Annotated in this window: 22 protein-coding genes, 3 tRNA genes and 1 pseudogene; 12 read left to right on the forward strand and 14 right to left on the reverse strand. The window is 33.8% G+C overall.

Going from position 1 to position 26,313, the window contains the following annotated elements; all coding sequences use genetic code 11:
- Positions 1-25 precede the first annotated feature (25 nt).
- From truA to CW751_RS08655, 3 genes are all read left to right on the forward strand, one after another.
- Complete coding sequence (truA, locus tag CW751_RS08645; protein WP_101334608.1) at positions 26-769, forward strand: tRNA pseudouridine(38-40) synthase TruA; 744 nt, start codon at positions 26-28, stop codon at positions 767-769.
- 77 nt (positions 770-846) lie between these two features.
- Positions 847-1,671: a PorV/PorQ family protein gene (locus tag CW751_RS08650; protein ID WP_101334609.1), complete on the forward strand. Its 825-nt coding sequence runs from the start codon at positions 847-849 to the stop codon at positions 1,669-1,671.
- Positions 1,668-3,749, forward strand: coding sequence for a helix-hairpin-helix domain-containing protein (locus CW751_RS08655; RefSeq protein WP_133122177.1), 2,082 nt, complete (start codon positions 1,668-1,670; stop codon positions 3,747-3,749). The genes CW751_RS08650 and CW751_RS08655 overlap by 4 nt, the downstream gene beginning before the upstream one ends.
- A gap of 77 nt (positions 3,750-3,826) precedes the next feature.
- On the opposite strand, the gene CW751_RS08660 is transcribed toward CW751_RS08655, so the two are convergent.
- The 10 genes from CW751_RS08660 to CW751_RS08705 form a co-directional block, all read right to left on the reverse strand.
- Positions 3,827-4,414, reverse strand: a complete 588-nt coding sequence (locus CW751_RS08660) for a hypothetical protein (protein ID WP_101334611.1) — start codon at positions 4,412-4,414, stop codon at positions 3,827-3,829.
- Positions 4,414-5,646 carry a nucleoside recognition domain-containing protein gene (locus CW751_RS08665; RefSeq protein WP_101334612.1) on the reverse strand — a complete coding sequence of 411 codons (1,233 nt, stop codon included), beginning with the start codon at positions 5,644-5,646 and terminating at the stop codon, positions 4,414-4,416. Before CW751_RS08665 ends, CW751_RS08660 begins: the two co-directional genes overlap by 1 nt.
- A gap of 29 nt (positions 5,647-5,675) precedes the next feature.
- The gene (locus CW751_RS08670; RefSeq protein ID WP_101334613.1) at positions 5,676-6,248 is read right to left on the reverse strand and encodes a glutamine amidotransferase-related protein; all 573 of its coding nucleotides are present in this window, start codon (positions 6,246-6,248) and stop codon (positions 5,676-5,678) included.
- The gene (locus tag CW751_RS08675; RefSeq protein WP_133122178.1) at positions 6,245-6,679 is read right to left on the reverse strand and encodes a hypothetical protein; all 435 of its coding nucleotides are present in this window, start codon (positions 6,677-6,679) and stop codon (positions 6,245-6,247) included. Before CW751_RS08675 ends, CW751_RS08670 begins: the two co-directional genes overlap by 4 nt.
- Positions 6,676-7,389 carry a hypothetical protein gene (locus tag CW751_RS08680; RefSeq protein WP_101334615.1) on the reverse strand — a complete coding sequence of 238 codons (714 nt, stop codon included), beginning with the start codon at positions 7,387-7,389 and terminating at the stop codon, positions 6,676-6,678. Before CW751_RS08680 ends, CW751_RS08675 begins: the two co-directional genes overlap by 4 nt.
- On the reverse strand, positions 7,386-8,078 hold the full coding sequence (locus CW751_RS08685; RefSeq protein ID WP_101334616.1) for a GIN domain-containing protein: 693 nt from the start codon (positions 8,076-8,078) through the stop codon (positions 7,386-7,388). Before CW751_RS08685 ends, CW751_RS08680 begins: the two co-directional genes overlap by 4 nt.
- Before the next feature lie 5 nt (positions 8,079-8,083).
- Entirely contained in the window at positions 8,084-8,944 is an 861-nt protein-coding gene (locus CW751_RS08690) for a hydroxymethylglutaryl-CoA lyase (protein ID WP_101334617.1), read from the reverse strand.
- A 20-nt stretch (positions 8,945-8,964) separates the two neighbouring features.
- A complete protein-coding gene (locus CW751_RS08695; protein ID WP_101334618.1) occupies positions 8,965-9,987 on the reverse strand; it encodes a quinone-dependent dihydroorotate dehydrogenase in 1,023 nt (340 codons plus the stop codon).
- Between the two features lie 76 nt (positions 9,988-10,063).
- Entirely contained in the window at positions 10,064-10,909 is an 846-nt protein-coding gene (locus CW751_RS08700) for a DUF6089 family protein (protein WP_133122179.1), read from the reverse strand.
- A gap of 230 nt (positions 10,910-11,139) precedes the next feature.
- Positions 11,140-12,966, reverse strand: a complete 1,827-nt coding sequence (locus CW751_RS08705) for an ABC transporter ATP-binding protein (RefSeq protein WP_101334620.1) — start codon at positions 12,964-12,966, stop codon at positions 11,140-11,142.
- Positions 12,967-13,130: 164 nt separating this feature from the next.
- Here CW751_RS08705 and rpmH point away from each other — a divergent pair, with 164 nt between their 5' ends.
- The 7 genes from rpmH (at position 13,131) to CW751_RS08740 (ending at position 17,042) form a co-directional block, all read left to right on the forward strand.
- Entirely contained in the window at positions 13,131-13,289 is a 159-nt protein-coding gene (gene rpmH / locus CW751_RS08710; protein WP_101334621.1) for a 50S ribosomal protein L34, read from the forward strand.
- 184 nt (positions 13,290-13,473) lie between these two features.
- Complete coding sequence (gene sucC, locus CW751_RS08715) at positions 13,474-14,685, forward strand: ADP-forming succinate--CoA ligase subunit beta (protein ID WP_101334622.1); 1,212 nt, start codon at positions 13,474-13,476, stop codon at positions 14,683-14,685.
- A 130-nt stretch (positions 14,686-14,815) separates the two neighbouring features.
- Positions 14,816-15,595, forward strand: a complete 780-nt coding sequence (gene map, locus CW751_RS08720) for a type I methionyl aminopeptidase (protein ID WP_101334623.1) — start codon at positions 14,816-14,818, stop codon at positions 15,593-15,595.
- 41 nt (positions 15,596-15,636) lie between these two features.
- Positions 15,637-16,230, forward strand: a complete 594-nt coding sequence (locus CW751_RS08725) for a hypothetical protein (protein ID WP_101334624.1) — start codon at positions 15,637-15,639, stop codon at positions 16,228-16,230.
- 132 nt (positions 16,231-16,362) lie between these two features.
- A tRNA-Ser gene (locus CW751_RS08730) sits at positions 16,363-16,449 on the forward strand.
- A 379-nt stretch (positions 16,450-16,828) separates the two neighbouring features.
- Positions 16,829-16,903 (forward strand) — tRNA-Pro (locus CW751_RS08735).
- 65 nt (positions 16,904-16,968) lie between these two features.
- Positions 16,969-17,042, forward strand: a tRNA-Arg gene (locus CW751_RS08740).
- A gap of 464 nt (positions 17,043-17,506) precedes the next feature.
- Here the strand turns inward: CW751_RS08740 and CW751_RS08745 are convergent.
- The 3 genes and pseudogenes from CW751_RS08745 to CW751_RS08755 form a co-directional block, all read right to left on the reverse strand.
- A pseudogene (locus CW751_RS08745) lies at positions 17,507-17,857 on the reverse strand (NAD(P)/FAD-dependent oxidoreductase); the annotation flags it as partial.
- Positions 17,858-19,822, reverse strand: a complete 1,965-nt coding sequence (locus CW751_RS15670) for a M1 family aminopeptidase (RefSeq protein ID WP_240612553.1) — start codon at positions 19,820-19,822, stop codon at positions 17,858-17,860.
- A gap of 84 nt (positions 19,823-19,906) precedes the next feature.
- Complete coding sequence (locus CW751_RS08755) at positions 19,907-21,067, reverse strand: DUF748 domain-containing protein (RefSeq protein ID WP_101334625.1); 1,161 nt, start codon at positions 21,065-21,067, stop codon at positions 19,907-19,909.
- Positions 21,068-21,506: 439 nt separating this feature from the next.
- Here CW751_RS08755 and pheT point away from each other — a divergent pair, with 439 nt between their 5' ends.
- Together pheT and pepT are read left to right on the forward strand one after the other, a co-directional pair.
- Complete coding sequence (gene pheT, locus CW751_RS08760; RefSeq protein ID WP_101334626.1) at positions 21,507-23,945, forward strand: phenylalanine--tRNA ligase subunit beta; 2,439 nt, start codon at positions 21,507-21,509, stop codon at positions 23,943-23,945.
- 290 nt (positions 23,946-24,235) lie between these two features.
- The gene (pepT, locus tag CW751_RS08765; protein ID WP_101334627.1) at positions 24,236-25,486 is read left to right on the forward strand and encodes a peptidase T; all 1,251 of its coding nucleotides are present in this window, start codon (positions 24,236-24,238) and stop codon (positions 25,484-25,486) included.
- 154 nt (positions 25,487-25,640) lie between these two features.
- Here pepT and CW751_RS08770 read toward each other — a convergent pair.
- On the reverse strand, positions 25,641-26,313 hold a 673-nt coding region (locus tag CW751_RS08770; protein ID WP_133122180.1), incomplete at its 5' end, for a T9SS type A sorting domain-containing protein.

Here is a 26,313-nt window from a genome sequence, read left to right on the forward strand (position 1 = left end):
ACCGATATTTTAGTAATTTTGCAACATGAAAAAGCGTTTATTTTTTCAATGTGCTTACGATGGTACAAAATATTCTGGTTGGCAAAAACAGCCCAATGCCACAACGATTCAAGGCGAAATTGAAGAACGGTTGTCGCGCCTGTATGGTAAACAAAAGATTGATATTGTGGGCTGTGGTAGAACCGACGCTGGTGTTCATGCCAAACAAGCTTATTTTCATGCCGATTTAATTCCGCAATTTTCTAATGAACAATTACAGTTTAAATTAAACAACATGTTGCCTTTGGACATTGCAATTAATGAAGTTCTTGAAGTAAAAGAGGATGCTCACGCGCGGTTTGATGCTACAAAAAGAACTTATCATTATTTTTTACATCAGAAGAAATTACCCTTTCACAATAAGGATAGCTGGTATTATCCAAGAAAAATATCCATAGAAAAAATGAATGAAGCCACACAGTATTTGTTGGGCCGACAAGATTTTACTTCATTTTCTAAATTGCACACTGATGTCAACAATAATTTTTGCGAAGTTTATTCAGCCGAATGGAAAGAAGTGGGTGATCAATTGAGGTTTGAAATTAGTGCCAATCGCTTTTTAAGAAATATGGTGCGCGCAATTGTAGGCACTTTATTGGAAGTAGGAAAAGGCAGTATTGACCCAGCGGAAGTTAAAACCATCATTGCAGCCAAAGACAGAGGAGCGGCAGGTTGTTCTGTTCCTGCAAAAGGTTTATTTTTGAAAAGTTTAGAATATCCTTATATTTGAAATGATTATTTTAAGAAAACTAACATGAAAACATTAAAGCTGAACTTTTATTTGAGTTAATTGCCTAAAAAGAACTTATGAAATCACTATTGATATTAATACTCGCCCTTTTTTCTGCCTCAGCACTTCAAGCGCAAGGTTGGCTATCTCAAGGCGCTAGGGTAGGAGCAATGGCCAATAATGGCGTAACTTTAATTGATGCTTTTTCCTTTCATCATAATCCTGGAGCATTGGGATTTGTTGATAAAGGAACAGCTGGAATTTCCTATGAAAGTCGGTATGCATTAAAGGAATTACAATCTCAAAGTGTGGCTGCTGCCGTACCGCTTAAAGTCGGGGTAATCTCTGCTGGAGGTCAGTTCTACGGTTATGAAACTTACCGAACCACGAGAGCAGGATTAGGATACAGTATGAAATTATCGAATAAGATTTCGGCTGGAGTGCAGATTAATTATTTAAGTACACGCTTAGATCCATATTACGGAGTAAAACATGGCGTAAGTGCTGAGTTTGGTGCTTTAGCTAAGTTAAATGACCGTATTAATTTAGGCTTTTCTGTGGTGAATATTGGTCGTGCAGAATTATCGGAATTTAAAAATGATCGCTACGGAACGATTTTGAGATTGGGAATTTCTTATCAATTACTCGATGAACTCTTGTTGGTCGGAGAAATAGAACAAGAAATCAATTTTGATACTCGTTTACGCGCCGGAATTGAGTACCATCCTATTGATTTAATATACATTCGTGCTGGAGTACAAGGAGCGCCTATGGATTTTGCATTTGGATTTGGATTGAAATATCAGCGATTAAAATTGGATTTAGCTACTCAATATAATCAAGTTTTAGGCTGGACTCCAGCAGCATCATTCATTATTGATTTTTATAAACCTAAACAATGATGAAACGCCTACTTTTCATATCTTTTCTGTTTGTAGGAGCTTTTGTTTTTGGACAAACGAAAAATGAAATTATTCAACAAAGAATTGAATTTATCGCTCAAGATTTAGATGCTGAGGAAGTTTCTTTAGAAGATATTTTTGATGTGTTGAATACTTATTATGACAATCCACTTAACTTAAACGCAGCGAATAAAGAGGATTTACAAGAATTGTTATTGTTGAATGATTTTCAAATTAATTCATTGTTGGCTACCCGAGAAGAAAAAGGCCCTTTTAAAACCTTATTTGAATTAAAAGACCTAGAATATTGGGATTTATTGACTTTGGATAACATTATTCCTTTTGTCCGGGTATCAAAAGTGGAAGAAAAGAAAGAAGGCAATTTTAAGAAGTATTTAAAAGAAGGAAAAGTAGAGGCTTACTTTCGTTATCAGCGCAACATCGAAGATAGAGCAGGTTATGCCGATGTTACTGACGAAGAAAAAGAGGAAAGCAATAAATATTATTGGGGGGATCCTAACAAACTGTACTCTAGAATTCGCTACACGCACAAAAACGACTTAAGTGTTGGTGTTACCATGGAGAAAGATCCTGGAGAACAGCTTTTTGGTGATAAATCGCCTAATGGTTTTGACTTTTATAGTGCACACGCTTATTACAGTGGAAATAAATTCTTGCGAAAAGCTGCAATTGGAGACTATCAAATTCAGATTGGTCAGGGATTAGCGATGTGGACAGGCTATGGATTTAGTAAAACGGCCGATGCGAGTTCAGCGAAGAAAAACGCACGAGGAATTAAGCCTTTTAGTTCTACGGATGAAACCCGATTTATGCGTGGAGCCGCTGTAGAAATAGGTATTAAAAACTTTTCTTTAACGACTTGGGGATCATACAAAGGCGTTGATGGTTCGGTTGAAATGCTGGATACTTTGGATTCCGAAGAAGCAAGAATGGCTTCGTCCATCAATATGAGTGGTTATCACAGAACTACTTCAGAAATTGAGCGAAAAAACAGCTTGATGGAAATGATTTATGGTGCGAATGTAAAATATGAAAGTCGTAATTTTCAAATCGGAATTTCGGCAATTCAACATGTTTATGACGCATATTACGAAAGAGCAGATCGCTTAATGAATAAGTATCAATTTAAAGGAAAAGAACTTTTAAATTTAAGTGCCGATTACTCTTATATTGTCAGAAATCTCAGTCTATACGGTGAAGTCGCTCAAAGTAGAAGTTCAAACGCCATAGCAGTTTTACAAGGTGCTACAATTGCTTTAGGTCGAAAAGCTTCACTAACGGCATTGTATAGAAATTATCCGAAAGATTATCACACATTTTACGCCCAAGGATTTGGCGATGGAAGTAACACCAACAATGAATCTGGATTATACTTCGGCGGATTTTTTAAACTGAGTAAATCGTGGAGCTTAAATTCTTATGTTGACTTTTTTAAATCACCTTGGCTGAAGTTTAGAGTCGATAGTCCAAGCGAAGGACATGAAGTGCTCGGACAATTAAAATACCGGCCCAATCCAAGATTTGAAACTTACTTGCGTGTTCGAGAGAAAGATAAAATGATCAATGCAAGTGGTGAATATGAAGGAAATATTCGTCCGATTGAACGTTATAAACAACGAAAATATCAGTTAGGATTAACAGCAGATTTAGGTTCAGGATGGAAATGGCGTTCAAGAATTGATTACGTCACAGATCAACGGCCCAGCAGTGGAAGTCAAGATGGATTTGCATTAACACAGGATTTATTATACAGAAATAAGAACTTTCCAGTTGAGATTTCCATGCGCTATGCTATTTTTAATACCGACAGTTACGAAACACGCGTTTATGCTTACGAATACAATTTGCAAAACGTTTTCAGTATTCCTGCCTATTTCAATAAAGGAAGTCGAGCCTATGTAATGTTAAGATACACTTTCTTCAACGAACGCTGCGATTTATGGGTACGCTATGCTGCATTTGTTTACAACCAAGAAGAAACCTTGAGTAGTGGAACCGAAGAGATTCAAGGAAACGTGAAGAGTGAAGTAGGAGTTCAGTTGAGAGTTAGGTTGTAATATTGAATGATTTTGGTGAGAGTTACATCAAGCTAATGTTTCTTGAATATCTTTAAATATCTTTGAAAAGTTATGCTTTATAGATTTTCTGAATCTTCATTTGGTTCGCTTACTGAATTTTTTAAGGCAGTTTCTTTTTCTTTGCTTATGAGGAATGAATGAATTAAAGTTCCTAAAATGAGTATGAAATATAGAATTTTATCGAAAAATGAGATGTCTTCAATAAAATACTGAAACCCTAACGTGAAAAACATATAAACAAAATGTATCATTAAACCTCCAAATACAAAAAGCGTATAGATTCTTTTTTTTCTATACATCAAGGCCAAGCCTATGAAGATAAGAAGCCAGATAAAGAGGTTATGAAATAGAAAACCGTGTAACGATGCCAGGAATTCCTCTCCATTAAAGCCAAGCTTTTGTCCATTTTTAATGATTACTTCTTGAACGGAGAAACCTTTATTTTTTTCAATGATATCTGAAGTTAATAATACAAAATAACTTATTGAATTCCAGCTCATCAACATAAACCAAGCAAACAAAGAAAATGAGAAAATTAGTCGAGTAAAACCATCCGGTTTTTTATTACCTAAGATAAGTTTTTTGATTTTTACAAATAAAGGTATTGCATCCTCTGGTTTTAATTGATCTATTGGTTTTTTCATTACGTATAAAATAGGAATGAAATGAAGATTGCAGCTATAATTCCTGCTGCATCAGCGATTAATCCAGCTCCTGCGGCGTATCGGGTTTTTTTAATACCTACAGATCCAAAATAAACCGCTAGAACATAAAAAGTAGTTTCGGTTGAACCTTGAAATGTTGCTGACATTTTTCCAATAAATGAATCGACACCATGAGTAGCAAAAGTTTCTAGCATCATACCACGTGCGGCTCCCCCACTAAATGGTTTCATGAAAGCTGTAGGTAAAGCTTCAATAAACTTTGTGTTAGTGATGGCCATTAGTTCTAAAAGATAACGCAAACCTTCAAACAATATTTCCATAGCACCTGATGCTTTGAAAACACCTATAGCAACGAGAATAGCAACAAGGTAAGGAACAATTTTTATGGCTACATCAAAACCACCTTTGGCACCATCTATAAAAACCTCATAAACATTTATTTTTTTACGAATACCAAGCAGTAAGAAAACAATAATCACGGAGAAGAGTAAGACGTTTCCACCTACATTTGAAATCGGCTCTACTAAATCAGGTTTGTTGAATAATAAAACAAGTAGACCAACAATAAAAGCAGTTACTGTACCCAAATAAGCCATTACTGTTCTATTGAATAGATTTATTTTTTGTTTTATTGACACGACAATCAATCCTACAAGTGAAGCAAAGAAGGTAGAAAACAAAATAGGTAAAAATACTTCTGAAGGTGATGCGGATCCTGCACCACTACGATAAGCGAGAATACTAACTGGAATTAGGGTTAATCCCGAAGTGTTTAAAACCAAAAACATTATTTGGGCATTTGAAGCCGTGTCTTTTTTTGGATTTAGCTCTTGTAGTTGTCCCATTGCTTTTAATCCCAAAGGTGTCGCTGCATTATCAAGACCTAACATGTTGGCACTAAAGTTCATCATCATTGAACCAACAGCTGGATGATTTTTTGGAATATCTGGAAATAACTTTGTGAATAGTGGAGCAACTAAAACTGTTAATTTCTGAATGGCTCCTCCTTTTTCACCAATCTCCATAAACCCCATCCATAAACATAATGCACCTGTCAGGAATAATGCAATTTTAAAAGCCAGTTCAGCACTTTCAAAAAGTGCATCAACCATTTGTTTGAAAATCATTAAATCACTGAAAAAGATTAACTTTCCTAAGCCAACAGCCAAAGCGATTAAAAACAATCCGATCCACAAACGATTTAATAACATGTGCGCTAAGTTCTAAAATTATCTTGAAATTAATCCTTTCTATTAAGAGAAATATTCACAAAGTTATCCATAATTACAGCACCAAAATTTCCTGAAACTTCTGGTAAAAACTGTACCCCATAAATAGCTCGATTACGCTTTTTCATGGCTTCGTTTATACTGTAGTCTGAGCTAGCCAAGAGCTGAAAATCAGGAGGTATCGATATCGTTCCAGCATGATCTTTAATTTGTTGAATTTCAAAAGGAAGTTTGTCAAAAATCCCTGATGTTTCTAATATACCTATTTCAACTAATTCGTTTCTATAGGGTTCATAAGCTGGACGCGCACCAAAATAAGCACCCAATAAATGATGCCCAACTCCAATTCCTAGGGTTGGAAGTGATAATTGCATTAACAAATCTATTTTTTCAATATATTTATCAATGTTGGTTTCGTGGATTGATATGTGGGCATGTGATATGATGATCCCAGTCAAATTAATGTTTTCAATCGAGGAGTGAGAAAAATCGTAAATGGGGATGGTTTTAAAATCAATATATTGGTCAACAAGATCTTCTAACTTAAAAATATGAGTATATCCACAATCTATTATTAGAATCATTTTAAAGGTGGGTTTAGTGTTTTAAATTGCCATTCTATTTCCTTTTTGTGATAATTTTGAAGTTTTAAAAAATTATTTTTTATTCTGATAATTTTAAAATATGAGCGTTCTCCATCCTTATAGTTAAGTTCTAAAACAAAATCATCAAGACCGTTGCCAATAATTTTGTATCTTCCAATACGTCCATTATCTGAACCTAAATGTATGAGTTCTTGTTCTCTAAAGCTTTTATTTACGAAAAAAGTAAAGGTTCTTCTATAATTCCTCATTTTTGGAACCGCGTATTCATTAACGTCATTTGACTTTGATAGAATCCATACTTTTGCGCTATTCCCATTTAAAATATGGAACGGAAAGTTTTTTCTTAATGATGAGTTAGAAATACAACCCATTAAAATCGGAAGTAATATGATTACAAATAGATTTTTCAAAAGATTAGCTCTTTTTCTTTGATTCGTTTTAAAATCGCTTTAGAAGCTGCTTTTTTTAGCTTTTCTGTTTTGAAAGTTCCTTGCAAGTCACCTACAGCTTCAACGAAGTGGTACTTTCCATCTGTATACCTTAAAAGAACATCATATCGGTCAAATTTGTCATTTCCTAGGTCATCAAATACCGCTACAATGAGATCGTCAATTTCATTTGGACTAGAAACTCTTTTGACTAAATAACCTATTATACCGTTCATTAAAACTAACCTTCCATTTTCTCTTACAAAAATGAGTAACCTTCTGTATGGGAAGTTATTTACACCCGCTTTTACTTGTAATAAAAAGGCATCTTCAATATCTCTTTTGTGGTTGTATGGGAAGAATTCAAAAAACTTGGCGCTACATGGAGTTGTGTTTGAATTACTTTTAGGGTCATAATCCGGATTACACAATCGGGTTTCAATTAAAAGTTCATAATATTTTTTATCTGAAAACCCTTGTGATGAAAATAAGGTTTCTTCTGTTATGGTATCACGCTCAGGTTTTATTCCTTTATCAGGACTTGTTTGAACATCTGTTTTTGTTTTTTGATCACTGTTTGTTTTGATTTCTTTTTTATCGTCTAATACAGATGAGTCTTCAATTACTTTTTCATCTGATTGACAAGCAAAAAGAAGAACGAAAACCCCGAAAAAGATATACCTTAAAATCATAACTTTTCAATCTTTCCGCCTAATGTAACTTTTTCTTTCACCTTTGGATTGCCAGTATAATTAATGGTACCTCCGCTCGTTACTTTTGCATTAAGTGTTTTTATAGGGGAACATATAATTTCTCCTCCTAGTGACACACTTGCATCTACTTCTTTAGCTTTTAAGTTTACAGCAGCTATGGTACCACCTGTTTTAACTGTAGGTTCAAAAGATTCGGTTTTTCCAATTAAACGAATAGAACCTCCTTTAGTAACTTCCGCTTTTACAAGGGTTGCATTAATATTTTCAATCAATAGTTTTCCTCCAGCATCTGATTTGTAAGATACATTTTTGTCAAATGAACCCGCTTCTTTTATTCTTATTTCGGCACCCCTTCTTGCTTCAACTGATTTTATAGGAGCGTTGATGTATAAATCGAGTTGAATATCTATGTTATCAACAAAACTACCACTATACTTTACCGTTAAGGTATTTTTTGTATATGAAAAAGATAAGTTTTCTAAATCTATATCGTTTCCATGATCTTCAACAATGGCTTCTTTTTTGTCAGATTGAATAACATTTACTGGAAAATTACCGATTACCACAAGTTCATCAAAATGAGATAATTCATAAGCTGTTTTGTCTTGTGCTAAAAGAGTAAAGGTAAATGGAATAAGAAATAAAAGGAAAATAAATTGCTTGCTCATAACTTTTAAGGTTTAAATACGTAGTTGGCTTGAGATACAGCGTCTCTTAGGGACTCCAAGTTTAGATTTGTACGAATATTATTTTCAACAAACCAATCGATCATTTTTTCAGTAGGCATATTTCCTACTAAATCATCTTTTGCCATTGGACATCCTCCGTATCCTTTAATAGCTCCATCAAACCTTCGACATCCTGCGTCGTATGCTGCTTTTAACTTTTCATGATAAGTTTCTGGTGTAGTATGCAGATGAACGCCTAACTCAACATCTTTAAGTTCTGGTGTTATTCCATTGAGTAAGCTCGTAATTAATCCTGGGGTAGAAACGCCTATTGTATCTGAAAGAGAGAGAATCTCAATACCAAATTCAGAGGTTAATCTTTTTGACCATTTTAAAACTGTTTCACTATCCCATGGATCGCCATAAGGATTACCAAACCCCATTGACAAATATACGACTAGTTTTTTGTTCGAATTGATAGCAATATTTTGAATCCTGTCTAACCGATCCAAACTTCCTTCAATAGAGGTGTTGGTATTTCTTTGCTGAAAAGTTTCAGAAATTGAAAAGGGATATCCTATATAATTGATTTCTTCAAAGTTTGACGCATCAGTTGCACCCCGTTCATTAGCAACTATGGCGAGTAATTTTGAGCGTGTTTTTGATAAATCTAACTTTTCCAAAACACTTGCTGTGTCTTTTAACTGCGGTATCGCTTTGGGAGAAACAAAACTACCAAAGTCAATAGTGTCAAAACCTACTTTAAGTAAGGCATTGAGGTAATTTATTTTTGTAGTTGTAGGAATAAACTCTTTTATTCCTTGCATTGCATCACGAGGACATTCAATAATTTTCAAATTTTCCATTTTACTAATATAATAAAACCTTACAACTTTAGAATTGCTTCATTTATTTCTTTAACTAATTTTGGACCTTCGTAAATAAATCCAGTATAAATTTGGAGAAGGGATGCACCAGCTCTTATTTTTTCGATTGCGTCTTCAGCTGAATGAATTCCTCCAACTCCTATTATTGGAATACTTCCTCCTGATTGCTTGTATAGATAACGTATAACTTCTGTAGAGCGAGTTTTTAAGGGTTTACCAGACACGCCACCTGCTCCAATTGATTCTACATTTTTGGTTTTTAGATTCGAACGATCAATTGTTGTATTAGTGGCTATTAATCCGTCAATTTTTGTTTCCTTGAAAATCTCAACAATATCATCTAACTGTTCATTTGTTAAATCTGGTGCAATTTTTAATAAAATAGGTCGCGAATTACTTTTTTTATTATTAGCTTCTTTGAGTGTATTTAATAAATTCTTCAAAGGTTCTTTGTCTTGTAAAGCTCTTAAATTTGGTGTGTTTGGTGAACTTACATTGACCACAAAATAATCTACGTAAGGGTGTAATGCTTCGAAACAAGCAATGTAGTCATCAACCGCTTTTTCATTAGGTGTTATTTTGTTTTTACCGATATTCCCACCAATTAATAGTTCGGTTTTTCTTTTTTTGAGTTGTTTGATAAGTGCTGGTAAGCCATCATTATTAAATCCCATTCGATTAATTATAGCTTCATCTTCTGTTAATCGAAATAATCGTTTTTTTGGATTACCTTCTTGTGGTATTGGTGTTACTGTACCTACTTCAATAAACCCAAAGCCACAATACGCAAGTTCATTAAAGAGGAGTCCATTTTTATCAAACCCTGCGGCCAAACCTACTGGGTTTTTGAATTTTAAGCCAAAAAGTTTTCGTTCTAACTTTTCGTCTTCCAACACATAGTTTTTTCTCCATATTTTTTTCATTCCTGGAATAGCCAGTGTAAACTTTATTAATTTAAAAGTGAAATGATGTATTTTTTCAGGATCAAAAAGGAAAAAGAAACGTTTCAGCAGCGCATACATATTTAATAGTTTTGGACAAAAATAGAAATAAAAAAGGTGAGCCGTATAGCTCACCTTAAATATTGTTATGATAAATTTAAAACTTGGTTCTACCTCTCCATTTTACTCGTCTACCTCTTTTTGGTTTTGGGTAGGTTATGTTTCTTGTTAACACTATATTTGCAAATAGATAAGCGTCTTTATCTTGGTCATTTCCACGTTGCATTCCCTCTGTAAACCAGGAATGATTTTCTATAGCTGGATTGGCTGCATAAACAGCATCTTGTCCAACTTCACTTGCTAAGATAGCTGGATCATAGTACTCTGTGCTAACATCATCTATATAATCTGTAAAAGTTTTATTGTAAGAAACTTCCATTCCAATTCTCCAAAATTCCCCGATAGCAATTTTAAATCCAATACCAAAAGGAATAGCTAAACTTAAATTTCCATATTCATCTGCACCATTTGGTAAGCCTTGACCTTCCGTTTTTAAGGGTCTTAAATTAGTCCAGCTTCCATTAATTTTTGTTTGTGGATTATAATAAAAACCAGAAATACCTGTAAAAATATAAAGCATGTCAGCCTTTGTGCGCATTCCTTTTCCTAAACCATATCGTGCTCCTCTTTTTTCATTTGCAAGGATGATAAACTCAATGCGTTGACTTAATTCTAGGATAGGGGAGCGAAAAGACAGATTTCTACTTCTTCTGATTATTTCATCCGTATTTGAGTCGGCTCCATTTACAAGTGCAAAATACAATTGCGTGGATGTTGCCCATCTTGGATGAAATCTAAAACGATATCCTAATCCACCTCCAATACGCGTACTAGACCAATCTAAATCGACGATAGATTTTTGGGTACCTTCTCGATTTAAACCTCCTAAATCTCCTAAAAACTGAGATGGTCCAACGGCGAAAAAGATTTCATGTTTATTCATCGACCAATTTTTTGAGGAGTTGAAATTGGATCTCATCTGACTAAACACTTGTCCTGAGGCTAGAAATAAAAGACAAATTATTAGATATCTCATATATAAAAGTTGTATAGTACTGTAATTACGCTGCAAATATAAAAAAGTTGCCTATAAAAACAAGTCTTTACATGTTATTTTATTTTTTGTGAGTCTCGCAAATATTTGATTTTCAAAATACTTTAATTGTGTTTTGATTAATTAATTTGCAATTCATTCAAATTAGCGTAAACCCCATTTTCTTTGCGTATTAATTCTTCATGTGTTCCTTTTTCCACTATTTTTCCGTGTTCAAGAACCAATATTGTATCTGCTTTTCGAATGGTTGATAATCTATGTGCAATAATAAAAGAAGTTCTGTTTTCCATTAAATTATCTAAAGCTTCTTGAACAAGTCGTTCAGATTCTGCATCAAGCGCAGAAGTGGCCTCATCCAAAATAAGAATATTAGGGTCTTTTAAAATTGCTCTTGCAATGGCTATTCTTTGTTTTTGCCCTCCTGATAATTGAATACCTCGATCTCCAACTTCTGTTTCAAAACCTTCAGGAAATGAATCTATAAATGTTAATGCATTGGCTTTTTTAGCTGCAGCTTTAACTTCTTCATCTGTTGCATTTTGTTTACCGAACAATATATTTTCTCTAATGGTTCCGCTGAATAGAATTACTTCCTGTGGAACGAGTGCCATGTTTTCTCTCAAATGATTCAATTCGTAGGTCTCTACATTCTTTCCATCAATGGTGTACTTTCCTTCAGTGGGACTGTAAAAACGTTGTATAAGAGAAGCTATGGTTGATTTTCCAGCACCCGATGAACCAACGAGTGCAATTTTATCCCCTTTATTTGCTGAAAAGGATAGTTGATTAAGTACTTGCACATCTTTTCTTTGCGGATAGTGAAAAGAAACAGCATCAAAAACGACATTTCCTTTAATAGGTGATGTATCTGTGCCTTTGTGTAGTTGCTTCTCTGTATCGTTTGAAATAATGTCCATCAAATGTTCAGTAGCACCCACTGCCTTTTGCATATTTGCGTATAAATCAGGAAGTGATCCAATACTTGCACCCATAAAAACAGTAAACATTATAAACGAAAAGAAATCTCCCTTATCTAACGTTGCATCTGGTCCAACGGTCATATGTAATCCTTGCCAAATGATGAAAATAATGGCGCCAAAAAGGCACATAATAATAAAGGAGATGAACAGTCCTCTCCAATTACCACTTTTTATGTTTAACCGTCTAATCTCTTCAATTGATTTACGGTATTTTGAAATCATGAAAATTTCATTAGTAAAAGTTTTTACATTAGTAATTCCCATCAACCCCTCTTCAATAATTGTGTTAGAAGAAGCGGAGCTATCTTGAGCTTTTTTACTTAGCTTTCTTATAAATCGACCAAATACAACAGCGATTATTGCCATTACAGGTACAGTTGCTAACATGATTAGTGCAAGTCTCCACGAAACAATTGTTATAAAGATTATAGAACCAATTATGATGATGATCTGTCGAAAAAACTCTGCTATTGTAGTTCTGAGTGTGTCTTGGATAAGTGTAATATCTGCTGCAATCCTACTTGTTAGTTCTCCTACTTTGTTTTTGTTAAAAAAGTCCATAGGCATGTATATTAACTTGTCATAAGCGTCTTTTCTAATATCTCTTAATGTGTTTTCAGTGACTTTGGTAAAGATGACTACTCTAAAGAATGAAAAAACACTTTGTAAAACTAGGAGTACCAGCAGAACTAAAGCAACTGTGTTAATATTATTGAGGTCTAAGTTTTGTAAAAGTTGTTCATTACTTGGAGAAGCTGTGTCTTCGGGTAGATCACTTCCTAAAAGCTGACCCAGTAAATAAGGAAAGAATAGACCTGCGGTAGAGGAGAGTACAAGGAATATCCATCCAACAAAAAAATAAAATCTATACGGCTTTAGGTAGCTAAATATTTTTTTTGCTTTTTGAACAGACGCTTTAGATAGTTTGGTTTTTGTTTTGTTTTTTTTCTTTTTTGGTTTGAGCATTTTCAAAAGGAAATTGTTATTAATTGCGCAAAGTTAATGTAACAAGTGTGGATAACGATTAAAAAAAACAATATTTTTGCATTTGTGTTTTGATTAAAACAAAAAAGACTTACCTTTGCCGTCTTGAATTAGCAAAAGAATTTTAAATATAATAAAAACAGGTCATGAAAAGAACGTTTCAACCATCGCAGCGTAAAAGAAGAAATAAACACGGTTTCCGTAGTCGTATGGCTACTAAGAATGGACGTAGAGTGCTAGCTGCTCGTCGTCGTAAAGGTCGAAAAAGACTAACAGTTTCAAGTAACAAACTTGCTAAACGCTAGTTGTCTTTAGAACGCAAATAGTAGTCCATCTTACGCGGTGGGCTTTTTTTTTATGTAGTTATTTAATCTTGATACTTAAATAGTAAGTTCTGATATGTAAAAAGACATCTTGTTTTTCTTATGTTTTAACTTGAAATTTACTTGAATTAAGATTACTTTAGCGGCGAATAAATATTGAAAAATAATGAATTTACACGAATATCAAGGAAAATCGATTTTAAAGAGTTTTGGTGTAGCTATACAAGAGAGTGTTGTAATTGACGCTGTTGAAGATGCTGTGAGCAAAGCTAAGGAATTAACAGAACAAACAGGTACCGAATGGTATGTGGTTAAAGCTCAAATCCATGCAGGAGGTCGTGGGAAAGGAGTTGTTGAAGAAACAGGATCTCACGGTGTTGTTTTAGCAAAAGGAATCGATAAAGTTGAAGAAGTTGTAAAAGGAATTCTTGGTGGACACCTGGAAACAGCTCAAACCAATGGAGTAGGAAAGAAGGTAAATAAAGTAATGATTGCTGAGGATGTTTACTATCCAGGTGAAAGCGAGCCTTCGGAGATATATATGTCTGTTCTTATGGACAGAGATAAAGGTCGAAATGTAATCATGTATTCTACCGAAGGAGGTATGGATATTGAAACAGTTGCTGAAAAAACACCAGAATTAATTTTTAAAGAAGAGATTGATCCACGTGTTGGCTTACAAGGCTTCCAAGCAAGAAAGATTGCGTTTAATCTTGGATTGAGCGGGAAAGCTTTTAAAGAAATGACCAAGTTTGTTTCTGCTTTGTACGCTTCTTATGAAGGTTGTGATGCATCAATGTTTGAGATTAATCCAGTGTTGAAAACTTCAGATAATAAAGTAATTGCTGTTGATGCAAAAGTTACTTTAGATGATACTGCTTTATTTAGACACAAAGAATACGCCGAAATGCGTGATAAAACTGAAGAAGATCCGGCAGAGGTAGAAGCTGATGAAGCGGGATTAAACTTCGTGAAGTTAGACGGAAATGTTGGTTGTATGGTTAATGGTGCTGGTTTAGCGATGGCAACCATGGATATTATTAAACAATCTGGTGGTAACCCAGCTAACTTCTTAGATGTTGGTGGGACTGCAGATGCCGCACGTGTAGAAAAAGCATTTGAAATTATCTTAAAAGATGATAATGTAAAAGCTATTTTGATAAATATCTTTGGAGGAATTGTTAGATGTGACCGTGTAGCACAAGGAATCGTTGATGCATATAAAAATATGGGCGGAATTCCTGTGCCACTTATTGTTCGTTTACAAGGAACAAATGCAGAAGAAGCAAAGACATTAATTGATGAATCTGGACTTGATGTTCAGTCAGCTGTTTTATTACAAGAAGCGGCAGATAAAGTAAAATCAATTCTGTCTTAATAATTAGTGAAAAAGAAAGCTTAAAAGGGGACAATTTATGTTCCCTTTTTATTTAAAAATAGAATACGCACAAAATATATCCCTTCTTTGTTATATATGTTAAGGTGTTATCAGCCAAAAAAAGAATAAGATGATAAAATATAAATCACGAGAAGAAGTAGAGTTGCTAAGAGAAGCAGCACAAGTTGTAAGTCGAACTTTAGGTAAGGTTGCAGAAGCGATAGAGGTAGGAGTAACTACCTTAGAATTAGATGCAATTGCAGAAAGTTATATTAGGTCACAAAATGCCGAACCTGGATTTTTGGGGTTGTATGACTTTCCAAATACATTATGTGTTTCAATAAACGATGAAGTTGTTCATGGTTATCCACGTAATGAACCTATTAAAGATGGAGATATTGTTTCTATAGATTGCGGAGCAATTTTAAACGGATATTATGGGGATCACGCATATACTTTTGCCGTGGGTAATGTTTCAGAAGAAAAATTGAAATTACTGAAGGTTACACAAGAATGTTTAGAGATTGGAATTGCCCAAACAAAAGTAGGTAATCGATTAGGAGATATTGGATTTCATATTCAAAAACATGCTGAAGCACATGGATATGGAGTAGTGCGTGAGTTAGTTGGGCATGGAATAGGTAAAACAATGCATGAAGAGCCCCAGGTACCTAATTATGGTCGACGCGGTAGAGGGAAGAAGATTAAGGAAGGACTAACAATAGCAATCGAGCCTATGATCAACTTAGGAACCAAAAAGATTAAATATTTGGAAGATAATTGGACGATTGCCACACTTGATGGAATGGCGAGCGCTCATTTTGAACACGATGTTGCAGTAGTTGATGGTATGCCAGAAAAACTATCTACATTTGAATATGTTGAGAAAGCATTGGCCAAAAAAAAATAAATCATATTTAAATGATTATGTTTTGAAAAACAGAAGCTGAAATGGAGGCATTAAGAAAGGTAATTTTAATAGGGTGTTTAATTTACGGTATTTATGGACTAGTTAGTTGGTTTGAATTAGGATTCTTTATCCCACCATTTCCAATTAAACCAATTTTATTTACAGTTTTTTTAATTGCTTATATTCTTGTTTCTAGAGCAGATTTTTCACCTTTATTGCGTATATCTTTATTGATATGGATGACATCATTAATCTTTGTCGGACAATATTTTGTAGAATTATTCTTTGATTATAGAACCATAGATTTCTATTTGAATAACATAGAACCTTTCGTGCTAATGGGATCTCTTGCAGCATTCATAGCCTTAGTTTATACAATGGTGAAAGAAATGAATTATCTACCTTATCAAACAATTATTTTGGTTGGTCTGGCAGCACTTTTAATTCCATTAACCATATTGTTAAAAGATCAAATTGTATTTGATTATGGAATAATTACCTCTGCCTTCCTGTTTTTTATATTTGATCGTATCAGGAAAGTTGAATCTACTTCAGAAATGCATCTTAAAGTATTGTACGTAATGTATGGTGTTGCTTCAATAACATTCATGGAACGAATTACTTATATTTTTTAAAAAGAATATATCAAAAAATCTTATATTTTTTTCATGAAAAATGTTTGAATAGTCTAAAGTATTCGTACTTTTGCAGTCCGCATCTCAAGATGTGGTAAATAATCAAACGGATTATTTTTAGTTGAAATAAACGGAGAGGTGGCTGAGTGGCTGAAAGCGGCACCCTGCTAAGGTGTTATACGGGCAACTGTATCGAGGGTTCGAATCCCTCTCTCTCCGCATGGAATTTGGAAGGTAGCAAACAAGTTTATCTAAAGATTAGTTTTTATGAAACTAGAATAGGGATGAGAACAGGTTCGAACCGTAACGAAGTGGAGCTCATGGAGCGCAGCGGAATAATCCCTCTCTTTTGTTTATAGAATGAAAGAAATTGAAAAGCTTCAATTTTATTCTGTTACTATTTTTTTGAATACATTCTCAATGAGTAGGTTAAAAAAAATAAATTTTATTAAATTAAAATGCTTGTTTAGTTAAAAACTGTTTGTATCTTTGCAACCCGCAACGAAGGTCTTGTTTGATTTATTAAGCAGCCTACTTGCAAAATATTAATAACGATTAATATTAAAAATTAAATAAAATATAACGAACACATACCGTTCGGGGTGTAGCGTAGCCCGGTCATCGCGCCTGCTTTGGGAGCAGGAGGTCGCAGGTTCGAATCCTGCCACCCCGACAAGGGGATGATTCAATTCATCCCCTTTTTTTGATTAAAAGTGTGTTTTGCACTAGGTTATACTAGGGCTCGTAGCTCAGCTGGATAGAGCACCTCCCTTCTAAGGAGGCGGTCACAGGTTCGAATCCTGTCGGGCTCACATAAAATAAAAGCTTTCCTTAGGGAAAGCTTTTTTCATTTTACAGAAGCCTATATCTTTTTGATAGGAGTGAGGCTAGTTATCGGATCAAGACTAATTGTTTGGATTGGGTGAATATTTTTACTGATCTTTTTTTTTCATGGAAAACCAATATAGATAATAGGTGACATCTATAAGGTATCAACGTACATTAAAATGTATTGAATAGAGTTTTACGAAACTTCATCACAACAAAATCGGAATTGTGTAAGTTCTCACCCCTTAGAATGATATTTTTTTATAAACACGTCATTTCTTCAATATTGATACAATGAATTCAACTTGAAAAGCATCATGGTTATAAAATATTCTTGAACTTTTTTCAACTTTTAGACTAAACCGTAATTCTATTGATTTGTATGCGGAATTAGTGAAGCCCCCATTAAAAAACCATACCAAAACAAGTTAATATTTAGCCTTTAATCTTAAACGTTCTTTCCTTTCATCATCCTTTGCCAATATAAAAACGGTAATATATATTTCTTAAACATCCATAACCTCCAATGTTCCTTCGAGCTGTCTTTGATGAGCATTCGCTTTAATTTTGGATCTGGCGTAAAGTTTCCCTCGTAATCGAACTCTGCTAAGACCATTTTTCCATAATCTGTAACTAGAGGACAAGAAGAGTAGCCGTTATAAGATTTAGAACCAATTTTATTATGATTGATCAGCATTCCAAGATTATCTGTTAGAATTGGAACTTGTTTTCTTACCGCGGCACCAGTTTTCGCTGTAGGTAAGGCCGCAACATCTCTTATCCCAAAAATATTTGGATATTATTGGTTTAAATGTATAGTTTTAGTCCATTGATTACCATTCTTTGCTGTTATTTTTACAATATAATAACCTGCTTCTTGCGCGCTCAAATCAATTATTTGATTGTTGTTAAATTCCTTATCTATAATAGATTTACCTAGGGTATTGAAAACTTGCACTGATTTTAAGGAATTTAAAGGTGCAGCTATTTTATAAATTCCTGTTGATGGATTGGGATAAATCTTTATATCTTCAGTTTTTTTGTTATTCTTTATTGCTGTATAATTTTCATCATAATGAATTGCTCCTATTTTATTGATAATCCAATTGTTAGGGTCTATTTCTACAGCGTTAGCTGTTCCATTAAAATCTGGAATGTGATAAGTTTCTGCATTGGTATTAATGTTGATTCTAATCGTCGTGTCAGGTTTATATAAACGTGAAAAACGGATTTCTAAAGGATTAGTGAAAGTTGGTGTAGAACTAACAGATACGTGACTCACTTTAAAATGTAAATCATTTCCAACATTATTGTAGGTGAGGTTATAAACTGGATATCCCTCTCCGAAATACCATTCATCAAAGGCTTGGTCAAAATTCACATTACTTGCTGCATTCAAATAATCTCTAAAATCTAATCCAGTGGCTGTACTGTCTTTAAAATCTGATAGAAATTGCTTTAAAGTTTGATAAAACAAGGTGTCATCATTCATCATAAAGCGCAAAGTATGCACAAACGCCGCTCCTTTGTCATAAGTTAATCTACCATCAAAAATAGATGATTCATTTAAACTATCTACTTTCCAGATACTGCCATAAGAATACGACATAACATTATTATGAATATTCATCATTTCGGGAAAAGCTTCATTTGGATAAAGATATTCCAACATGAGGTAACTAGAATAGGAAGCAAATCCTTCATTAATCCAGATGTCAGCCCATGAAGCACAAGTAACACTATTTCCCCACCATTGATGAGCGAGTTCGTGTGCAGTTAAGTTTTTTTCAAAGGTACCTTGTGTAGTCATTGTTTGATGTTCCATTCCTCCACCTAAAGGAGCTATACAGTGTCCGTACTTTTCATCATCAAAAGGATACTTTCCATATAAAGTAGCAAAAAGTTCCATAAAATCTACTGTTTCATCAATTTCAGATTTAAAAGTAGATAGGTAAGACGGATGATTATAAATATAATTTTGAATTAATATGGAATCTTGAGAGTTTGAAGGATGGGCATAAATTTTATATTCATCATATTCTCCAATTGCAACAGAAATTAAATAATAAGCGATGGGATGACGATGAAACCATTCGTATCTCGATGTTCCATTTCCTAAATCTACTACATTTTCAAGAATTCCGTTGGAACCAGCTTTACAGTTATTTGGAACGGTTAATTTTACCGCAACACTATCAGCTTTGTCACGTAAATCTTGTTTACATGGAAACCATTCATAAGCTGAAAATGGTTCGGAGAGCGACCATGTAACTTGATTATTCCATGTTGAAGTAGAAGCGTTTGACATTCCAGAACCTCCGAATGGAGTAGAGGATGAGCTAGGAGGTGTACCTTCATAATCTATACTAAGTATAAAACTTTGACCAGAGGTTAAGCCTGCTGGTATTTTAATCAAATTATTAGACCTTCTAAATGGTGTAGAGATCGAATTCAATAAAATATTATTGATAGTGAGGTCCTCATGTAATTCTATAAGTAAGGAATCAGTTGTAGATGTGGCTTTACCATGAATTTCAACTACTCCTTCTATGTCAGTTGACAAATTATCCATTTTGAGGTTTAAATCATAAAAATGAACATCATATTTTTTAGTTTCAATTAATTGTTGCTGATTTAGATTTGGGCTTTTAAGTTTTGAATTTTGAAAAGCATTTCTTTTCGAACAGTGATAATGCTTTTCTTGTGCATTAGCTGCTAAAATAAAATTAAAGAGAAAAATAGAAATTATAAATAAGTACTTCATAGGTATAAATCATAAATTAAAGTGTAATATAATAAAAGTGACACAATTAAGTATCACCTTCAAGTAATTATTTATGGGGATTTTTTAATTCTTTTGCTCATCATCGCTTGAGAATAAACCTTTAAATTTTTCCCAAAATGTTCGTTCATCTTGTTCTTTGGCAATATCTTTTAGACTAACAGAATTATCAACTTCTGCTTCATACGCTTTTATAAATGCATTTTTAAAAATATTAATAATCGTTGTTCCAATACCGATATCGGGATTATCAATTTTACCTTCAATAGGTATTTTCGTACCTGTTCTGTCTTTCTTAATGTTTTTAGTTATATTAAACGCTAAACCTACGAACGCTTGCCAAAATCCATTCAAAACGGGTGTGTCTTCTTTTACATTAAGCACTTTAACATCATTTAAAATTGGTTTAACATACCCTTTTGCTTCACCATTGAGCGCTGCAAATTCTGCAGCTAGTGCAAATTCACCTTTCTCGAAATCAAAATTTGCATAAGCCTCTGTGAAGTCATTCAATTCTTTCACATTGACAGCTTGTAAATCAAGATTCAAATCCATATCTGGAATTTCTTTAAGGATATTCAATTCACCTTCCAAGGTTAATTTCCCCTGGTCAAGAAAGTGAGAAGTTAACTTTAAACTCGAAGGAAGTGCTTTTTCTACATCTGTTGAATTGGTTAGGTTTTCAACTATTAAGTTGAGGTCTGTTAGTTTTAAATTTACAGGTGGCTCGGAAACCATATTTTCAAATTCAATTTGTCCATTATTGATGGCAAAATGGTTTATTTTTAAAGGTATAAAGTCAATTATAGGTTCTACCCAAGAAGCATCTCCAGTTTGTTCTTCTTCTTTACTTTCACCATCTGCAAAGTATAATTCTAGTTGGTCAAGAATAACTTCACTAACAATGGATCCATGAAAGATAGCTCTCCATTCAACAGAAATATCAGCGTTTTTACAATAAACGAAAGGTTTAGTCACATCATTTTCAGTTATGGTAATTTCAAATTCATTAAAAATCATTGCGCCACGAAACAGGTGTAGGTCCAAATCGTCAAGTGTACATTCATAACCTTCGACTTCATTAACTGCCGCAACTAATTTGTCTTTCAAGAAAAAAGGTAGCCAAATTCTCACAGCTATGATTAAAATCAAGAAGGAATAAAGGATGAATCTACGGGTTCTTTTTTTCTTATTTTCTGGAATTAAAAATCGTTTTATTTTACTCATCAATAAAAGTTAATTGTTTAGTTTTTTTGTTTAAAAGTTTCATCAAAATACTTTTTTATTGCTTTAGATATTTGAATTTATGAAATTTTAACTCATTCTGATTGAGGTTTGTAGTCTGTTTTGAAGCATACTTTAAGTTGATTTGAAAAAGTTGTATTTGTAAATTGAAGAGCACATAATTACCTCATTATTATTTGTTTTTACTTGTTTGAGTAATTGCGTTACGATGTGGTAAACTTGTTTTTAAAATAAAAAATTCCTTTATTATTCTAATTCAATATTTAAAAACAGACAAAGAACAAGTTGCAGTTTCGTTTTTTTGAAGAAATACGTTTTTTTTAAGAGAAAGTTATTCTCAAATAAACTCCACCAATAAAGAATGTTTATCCTCGAAATTTTGACTATTTTTGTCGATTGAAAATACGGAAATTGCAGCAGAATGAAAATCTCATATAATTGGTTAAAGAACTACGTTAAAACATCACATTCACCCCAGAAGTTAAGTGAAATCCTAACAGATACTGGTTTGGAGGTAGAAGGGTTAAACAAAATTGAAGCTGTAAAAGGTGGTTTAGCCAACGTAGTTGTTGGAAAAGTTACCAAATGCGTTCCACATACCAATGCGGATACATTAAACATTACAAGTGTAGATGTTGGAGAGGAAGAGGAACTTCAAATTGTTTGTGGTGCTCCAAATGTTGCAACAGGTCAAAAGGTTATTGTAGCCAAGGTTGGAGCAATACTTTATCCAACTCCAGAGGAGCCATTTAAAATTAAAAAAGCAAAAATACGTGGAGAAGCATCATTTGGAATGATTTGCGCAGAAGATGAGCTTGGATTAGGTGTTTCGCACGATGGAATTATGGTTTTACCAGAAACTGCACAGGTGGGGCAAGCAGCTTCAGAATTTTTTAATCTAAAAGATGATTTTCAAATTGAAATTGGTTTAACCCCTAACAGAAGTGATGCTTTAGGACATTTAGGTGTTGCGCGTGATGTAGTGGCTTATAACAAAGTTCACAAAGTAGAAAAAAGCTCTCTTCTCATGCCAGATTTGAGTAGTTATGAGGTAGTTGAAAGTGGAGAGAAAGTTAAAATACAGGTGAAAACTCCTAATGATTGTAGTCGATACATGGGATGTGTGATATCTAATTTGAGTGTACAAGCATCTCCCGATTGGTTGAAAAATTATTTATTAGCCATAGGTCTCACACCAATCAATAACATAGTTGATGTGACTAATTTTGTTATGCATGAATTAGGAACACCTTTGCACGCGTTTGATTTATCACAGGTTGGTGAGAACATTGTAGTAAAACATGCTGAAGATGGTGAATTATTTACAACTTTAGATGGCGTGGAGCGTAAGATGACTTCTAAAGATATGATGATCACCAATGGGAAGAAAAATCTTGGAATAGCAGGTGTTTTTGGAGGTGCAAATTCTGGTGTTTCTGAAGACACTACAAGTATATTCCTTGAAGCCGCTCATTTTAACCCTGTAAGTATAAGAAAGACAGCTAAAAGGCATGGACTAAATACTGATGCCTCTTTCCGTTACGAGCGTGGTGTTGATATTTGTATGATTGAATTCGCAATGAAACGTGCGGCTACTTTAATCGCAAAATTGGGTGAAGGTAACATTACTCATGAACCCATTCCTTATTATCCCAAACGCGTAGAACCTACCGAGGTAATGTTTAGTTATAAAAGGTGTAATCAGTTGATCGGAAATGATATTGATGTAGACAAGGTTGGAGAGATTTTGAATGCATTGGATATTCAAATCATGCATAATAACGGAGATCAAGTAAAATTAAAGATCCCAACATATAGAGTTGACGTTACGCGTGAAGCAGATGTGATAGAGGAAGTGTTAAGGATTTATGGATTTAATAATATTGAATTACCTAAAAAATGGAACATTAGTCTTTCTGATCAAAACCTAAGAAGTGAAGAGAAAAGACAAAATACGGTAGCAGATCTTTTAGTCGCTCAAGGATATTTTGAAATGATGAATAACTCTCTATCCTCAAGTAATTTGATTGATGATTTTGGTGGGGAGGCATTCACAAATAATCATTCTGTTAAAATGCTTAATCCTTTAAGTTCTGATTTAGATGTTATGCGTCAGTCATTAATCTTTCAGGGATTAACTACTGTGGTACATAACAATAATCGTCAAAATGCGGATCTCGGACTTTTTGAATTTGGTAAAATTTATCAGAGATTCGAGAATGATTATATTGAAAATAAGAGACTGTCCATTTTCCTAACTGGTGCTAAAGAGCCAGAGCAATGGAATGCCAATCAAGAAAAAGTTTCATTTTTTACATTAAAAGGAATAGTTACCGCTATTTTAGATCGATTAGGTTTGGATGGGATAGCGTCTATGAAGGCCTTGAAAAAATCAATTCTTGAGGATGGCATGCAGTTGTTTGTACAAAAACATAAGATTGGTGAAATAGGTTGGACAAGTTCTAAGTTAAATAAAAGTTTAGGGTTAAAACAGCGTGTTTATATTGCAGATTTAGATTGGGATATGATTATCAGTTTAGGTAATAGAAATAAAATACAATTTAAACCACTTCCCAAAACATTTGCAATGAGAAGAGACTTTTCTTTACTTATGGATCAATCAGTATCATTTCAAGAAGTAGAGGAGATAGCTAGAAAAACGGAAAGAAAGTTACTCAAAGAAATCAACTTATTTGATGTTTATGAAGGGGATAAGTTACCGGATGGTAAAAAGTCTTATGCGGTAAGTTTTTACTTTCAAGATGACGAGAAAACTTTAAAAGATGCACAAATTGACAAAGTAATGGAAAAAATTCGTGTGCAATTAGAAAAACAGTTATCAACAGAATTAAGAAAGTAAAAGCTATAATTGCTAATATATTTTCTTGTTAGATAATAAAAGTTAATACTTATCAGGAACTTGATGTTGTGTATTGCTTTGTTTTATTTAGTAACATTGTAAAACACTGTGTCAGCAATGTTGCGATGAGTACTTTGGTATTAGTGAATAGTATGGGATAATCACCTTTTATATGTATTGTTTTTTTATCATAAAACGAAGATGTACTTATCGTTTTTGATATAAGCGATGAATAATATTGAATAAAAGGCATAAAACTTTATCTTAGCCATTCAACAAATTATAAAAAAATGGCAATACAAAATTATAAACATACCGTTGCTGAACGCTTAATGCGTTATGTGCAAATTGATACAACAGCAGATCCGAATTCCACTTCTTTTCCATCAACAGAGATTCAAAAGGACTTGGGGAAAGTTTTAGTTCAAGAATTGCTTGATCTAGGTGTTAAAGATGCTGAGATGGATGAGTGGGGTTATGTCTTTGGAACTGTCGAGGGAAATAGTAGTAACGAAGTTCCAACGGTATGTTTTTGTGCACACATGGACACTGCACCAGATGTTACGGGGAAAGGTGTTAAACCGATTTTACATGAAAACTACGATGGTAGTCCGATTATACTTCCTGATGATAAATCACAAGTAATCACAATAGAACAACATCCTTACCTCAAAGAAAAAATAGGTGACGATTTGATTACTGCAAGCGGTAAAACCCTTCTGGGAGCGGATGACAAAGCTGGTGTAGCTTGCATTATGGACTTCGTAGCTTATTTGATGGGTAATCCAGGAATAACACATGGTGATATTCGCATACTTTTTACACCTGATGAAGAAGTGGGAAGGGGAGTGGACCATTTAGATATGAATAAACTTAATGCAGATTTTGGTTATACTTTAGATGGTGGAGTTTTAGGCTCGATTGAAGATGAGAGTTTTTCTGCAGATGCTGTTAAACTAACAATTCACGGTGTGAGTGCTCATCCAGGATATGCTAAGGGAAAATTAATAAACGCTTTAAAACTAGGAGGAGAGGTACTGGCAGCATTACCAAAAGACAGTTGGTCGCCAGAAACAACTGAAGGAAGAGAAGGGTTCGTACATCCAACTGCATTTAATGGTATTCAAGAGAAGGCAACGCTTGGATTTATTGTTAGAGATCATGAAACGGATAAGTTAGCTATTTATGAGGAGCGCTTAAAGAAAATTGCCACAGAGGTGATTGATAAATACCCAGGAGCTACAATGGATTTTGAGGTGACGGAACAGTACAGAAATATGAAAGAAATTCTGAAAGAAGTACCTTTTGTTACTGATTACGCCATAGAAGCAATGAAAAAATCTGATATTGAGCCACGTCCCGTTATTATTCGTGGTGGAACAGATGGTTCAAGATTGTCATTTATGGGACTTCCTTGTCCAAATTTATTTACTGGAGAAATGGCTATTCATTCTAAACATGAATATGTAAGTGTTCAGGATATGGAGAAAGCAGTTCAAACAATGGGAGAACTGGTTCAAATTTGGGAACAACATAAATAGTTTATTTGTTGAATGTTTTATAAAATAAGGTTTCGTTTTGTTTGCGAAGCCTTTTTTATATCACAAGCTATAAATAAGTTACAATTTGATTTGTATTTATGTAAAAAGAAGGGTGGCATGACCACCTTTCTTTTACAATGAATTTAACTAATATTTATTTGATAATTAATTTTCTAGATGCTTTTTTATGGCCATTATTTATGTTCATTATATACACACCAGTCTTTAAATCAGTACAAGATACTGTTAACTGTTTTGTATTCACATTAGTTTTCTTAAAATAAACCTTTTTTCCCAAAGTAGAAAAAATAGTGATTTCTAATTGTCCTTTGAGTTGATCACCAATATTTAATGAAATTTCTCCAGATGTGGGATTAGGGTAAATTGTAAATTCTTCGTTTGTTATTTCTTTTAATGATGCTAATTGAATAGATTGACAAGAAGATGTGTCTTGACATCCATTTTGAGCAATAATAACGGCATAACTACCACTTTGAGTTGGTGTGTATGAAACATTTGTTTCCCCTGTAATAATTGTATTATTTGAGCAATTTATCCATTGATAAGTAACTCCATTATCAGTATTGTTTGCCGTAATGGTTTCTTGAGAAATTGTTGTAGAAGTATCTATATCTTGCCAAGATATTGCTTGTGTTTGACTTCCAAACAAACCATTTCCATTGTCATAAGTCCATGTTATTTCTGAAATTGTTGTATCTGTTATTGGGAAATTAGCCGTAGTAGTAGCTGTAATAGTTGTGTTTCCACCCGAACAATTATCTGTAGCTGTAGGAGCCTGTGGTTCATCAAGCGAACAAATTGCAGAA

Source organism: Brumimicrobium salinarum (genome assembly GCF_002844555.1).
Classification (GTDB): domain Bacteria; phylum Bacteroidota; class Bacteroidia; order Flavobacteriales_D; family Crocinitomicaceae; genus Brumimicrobium; species Brumimicrobium salinarum.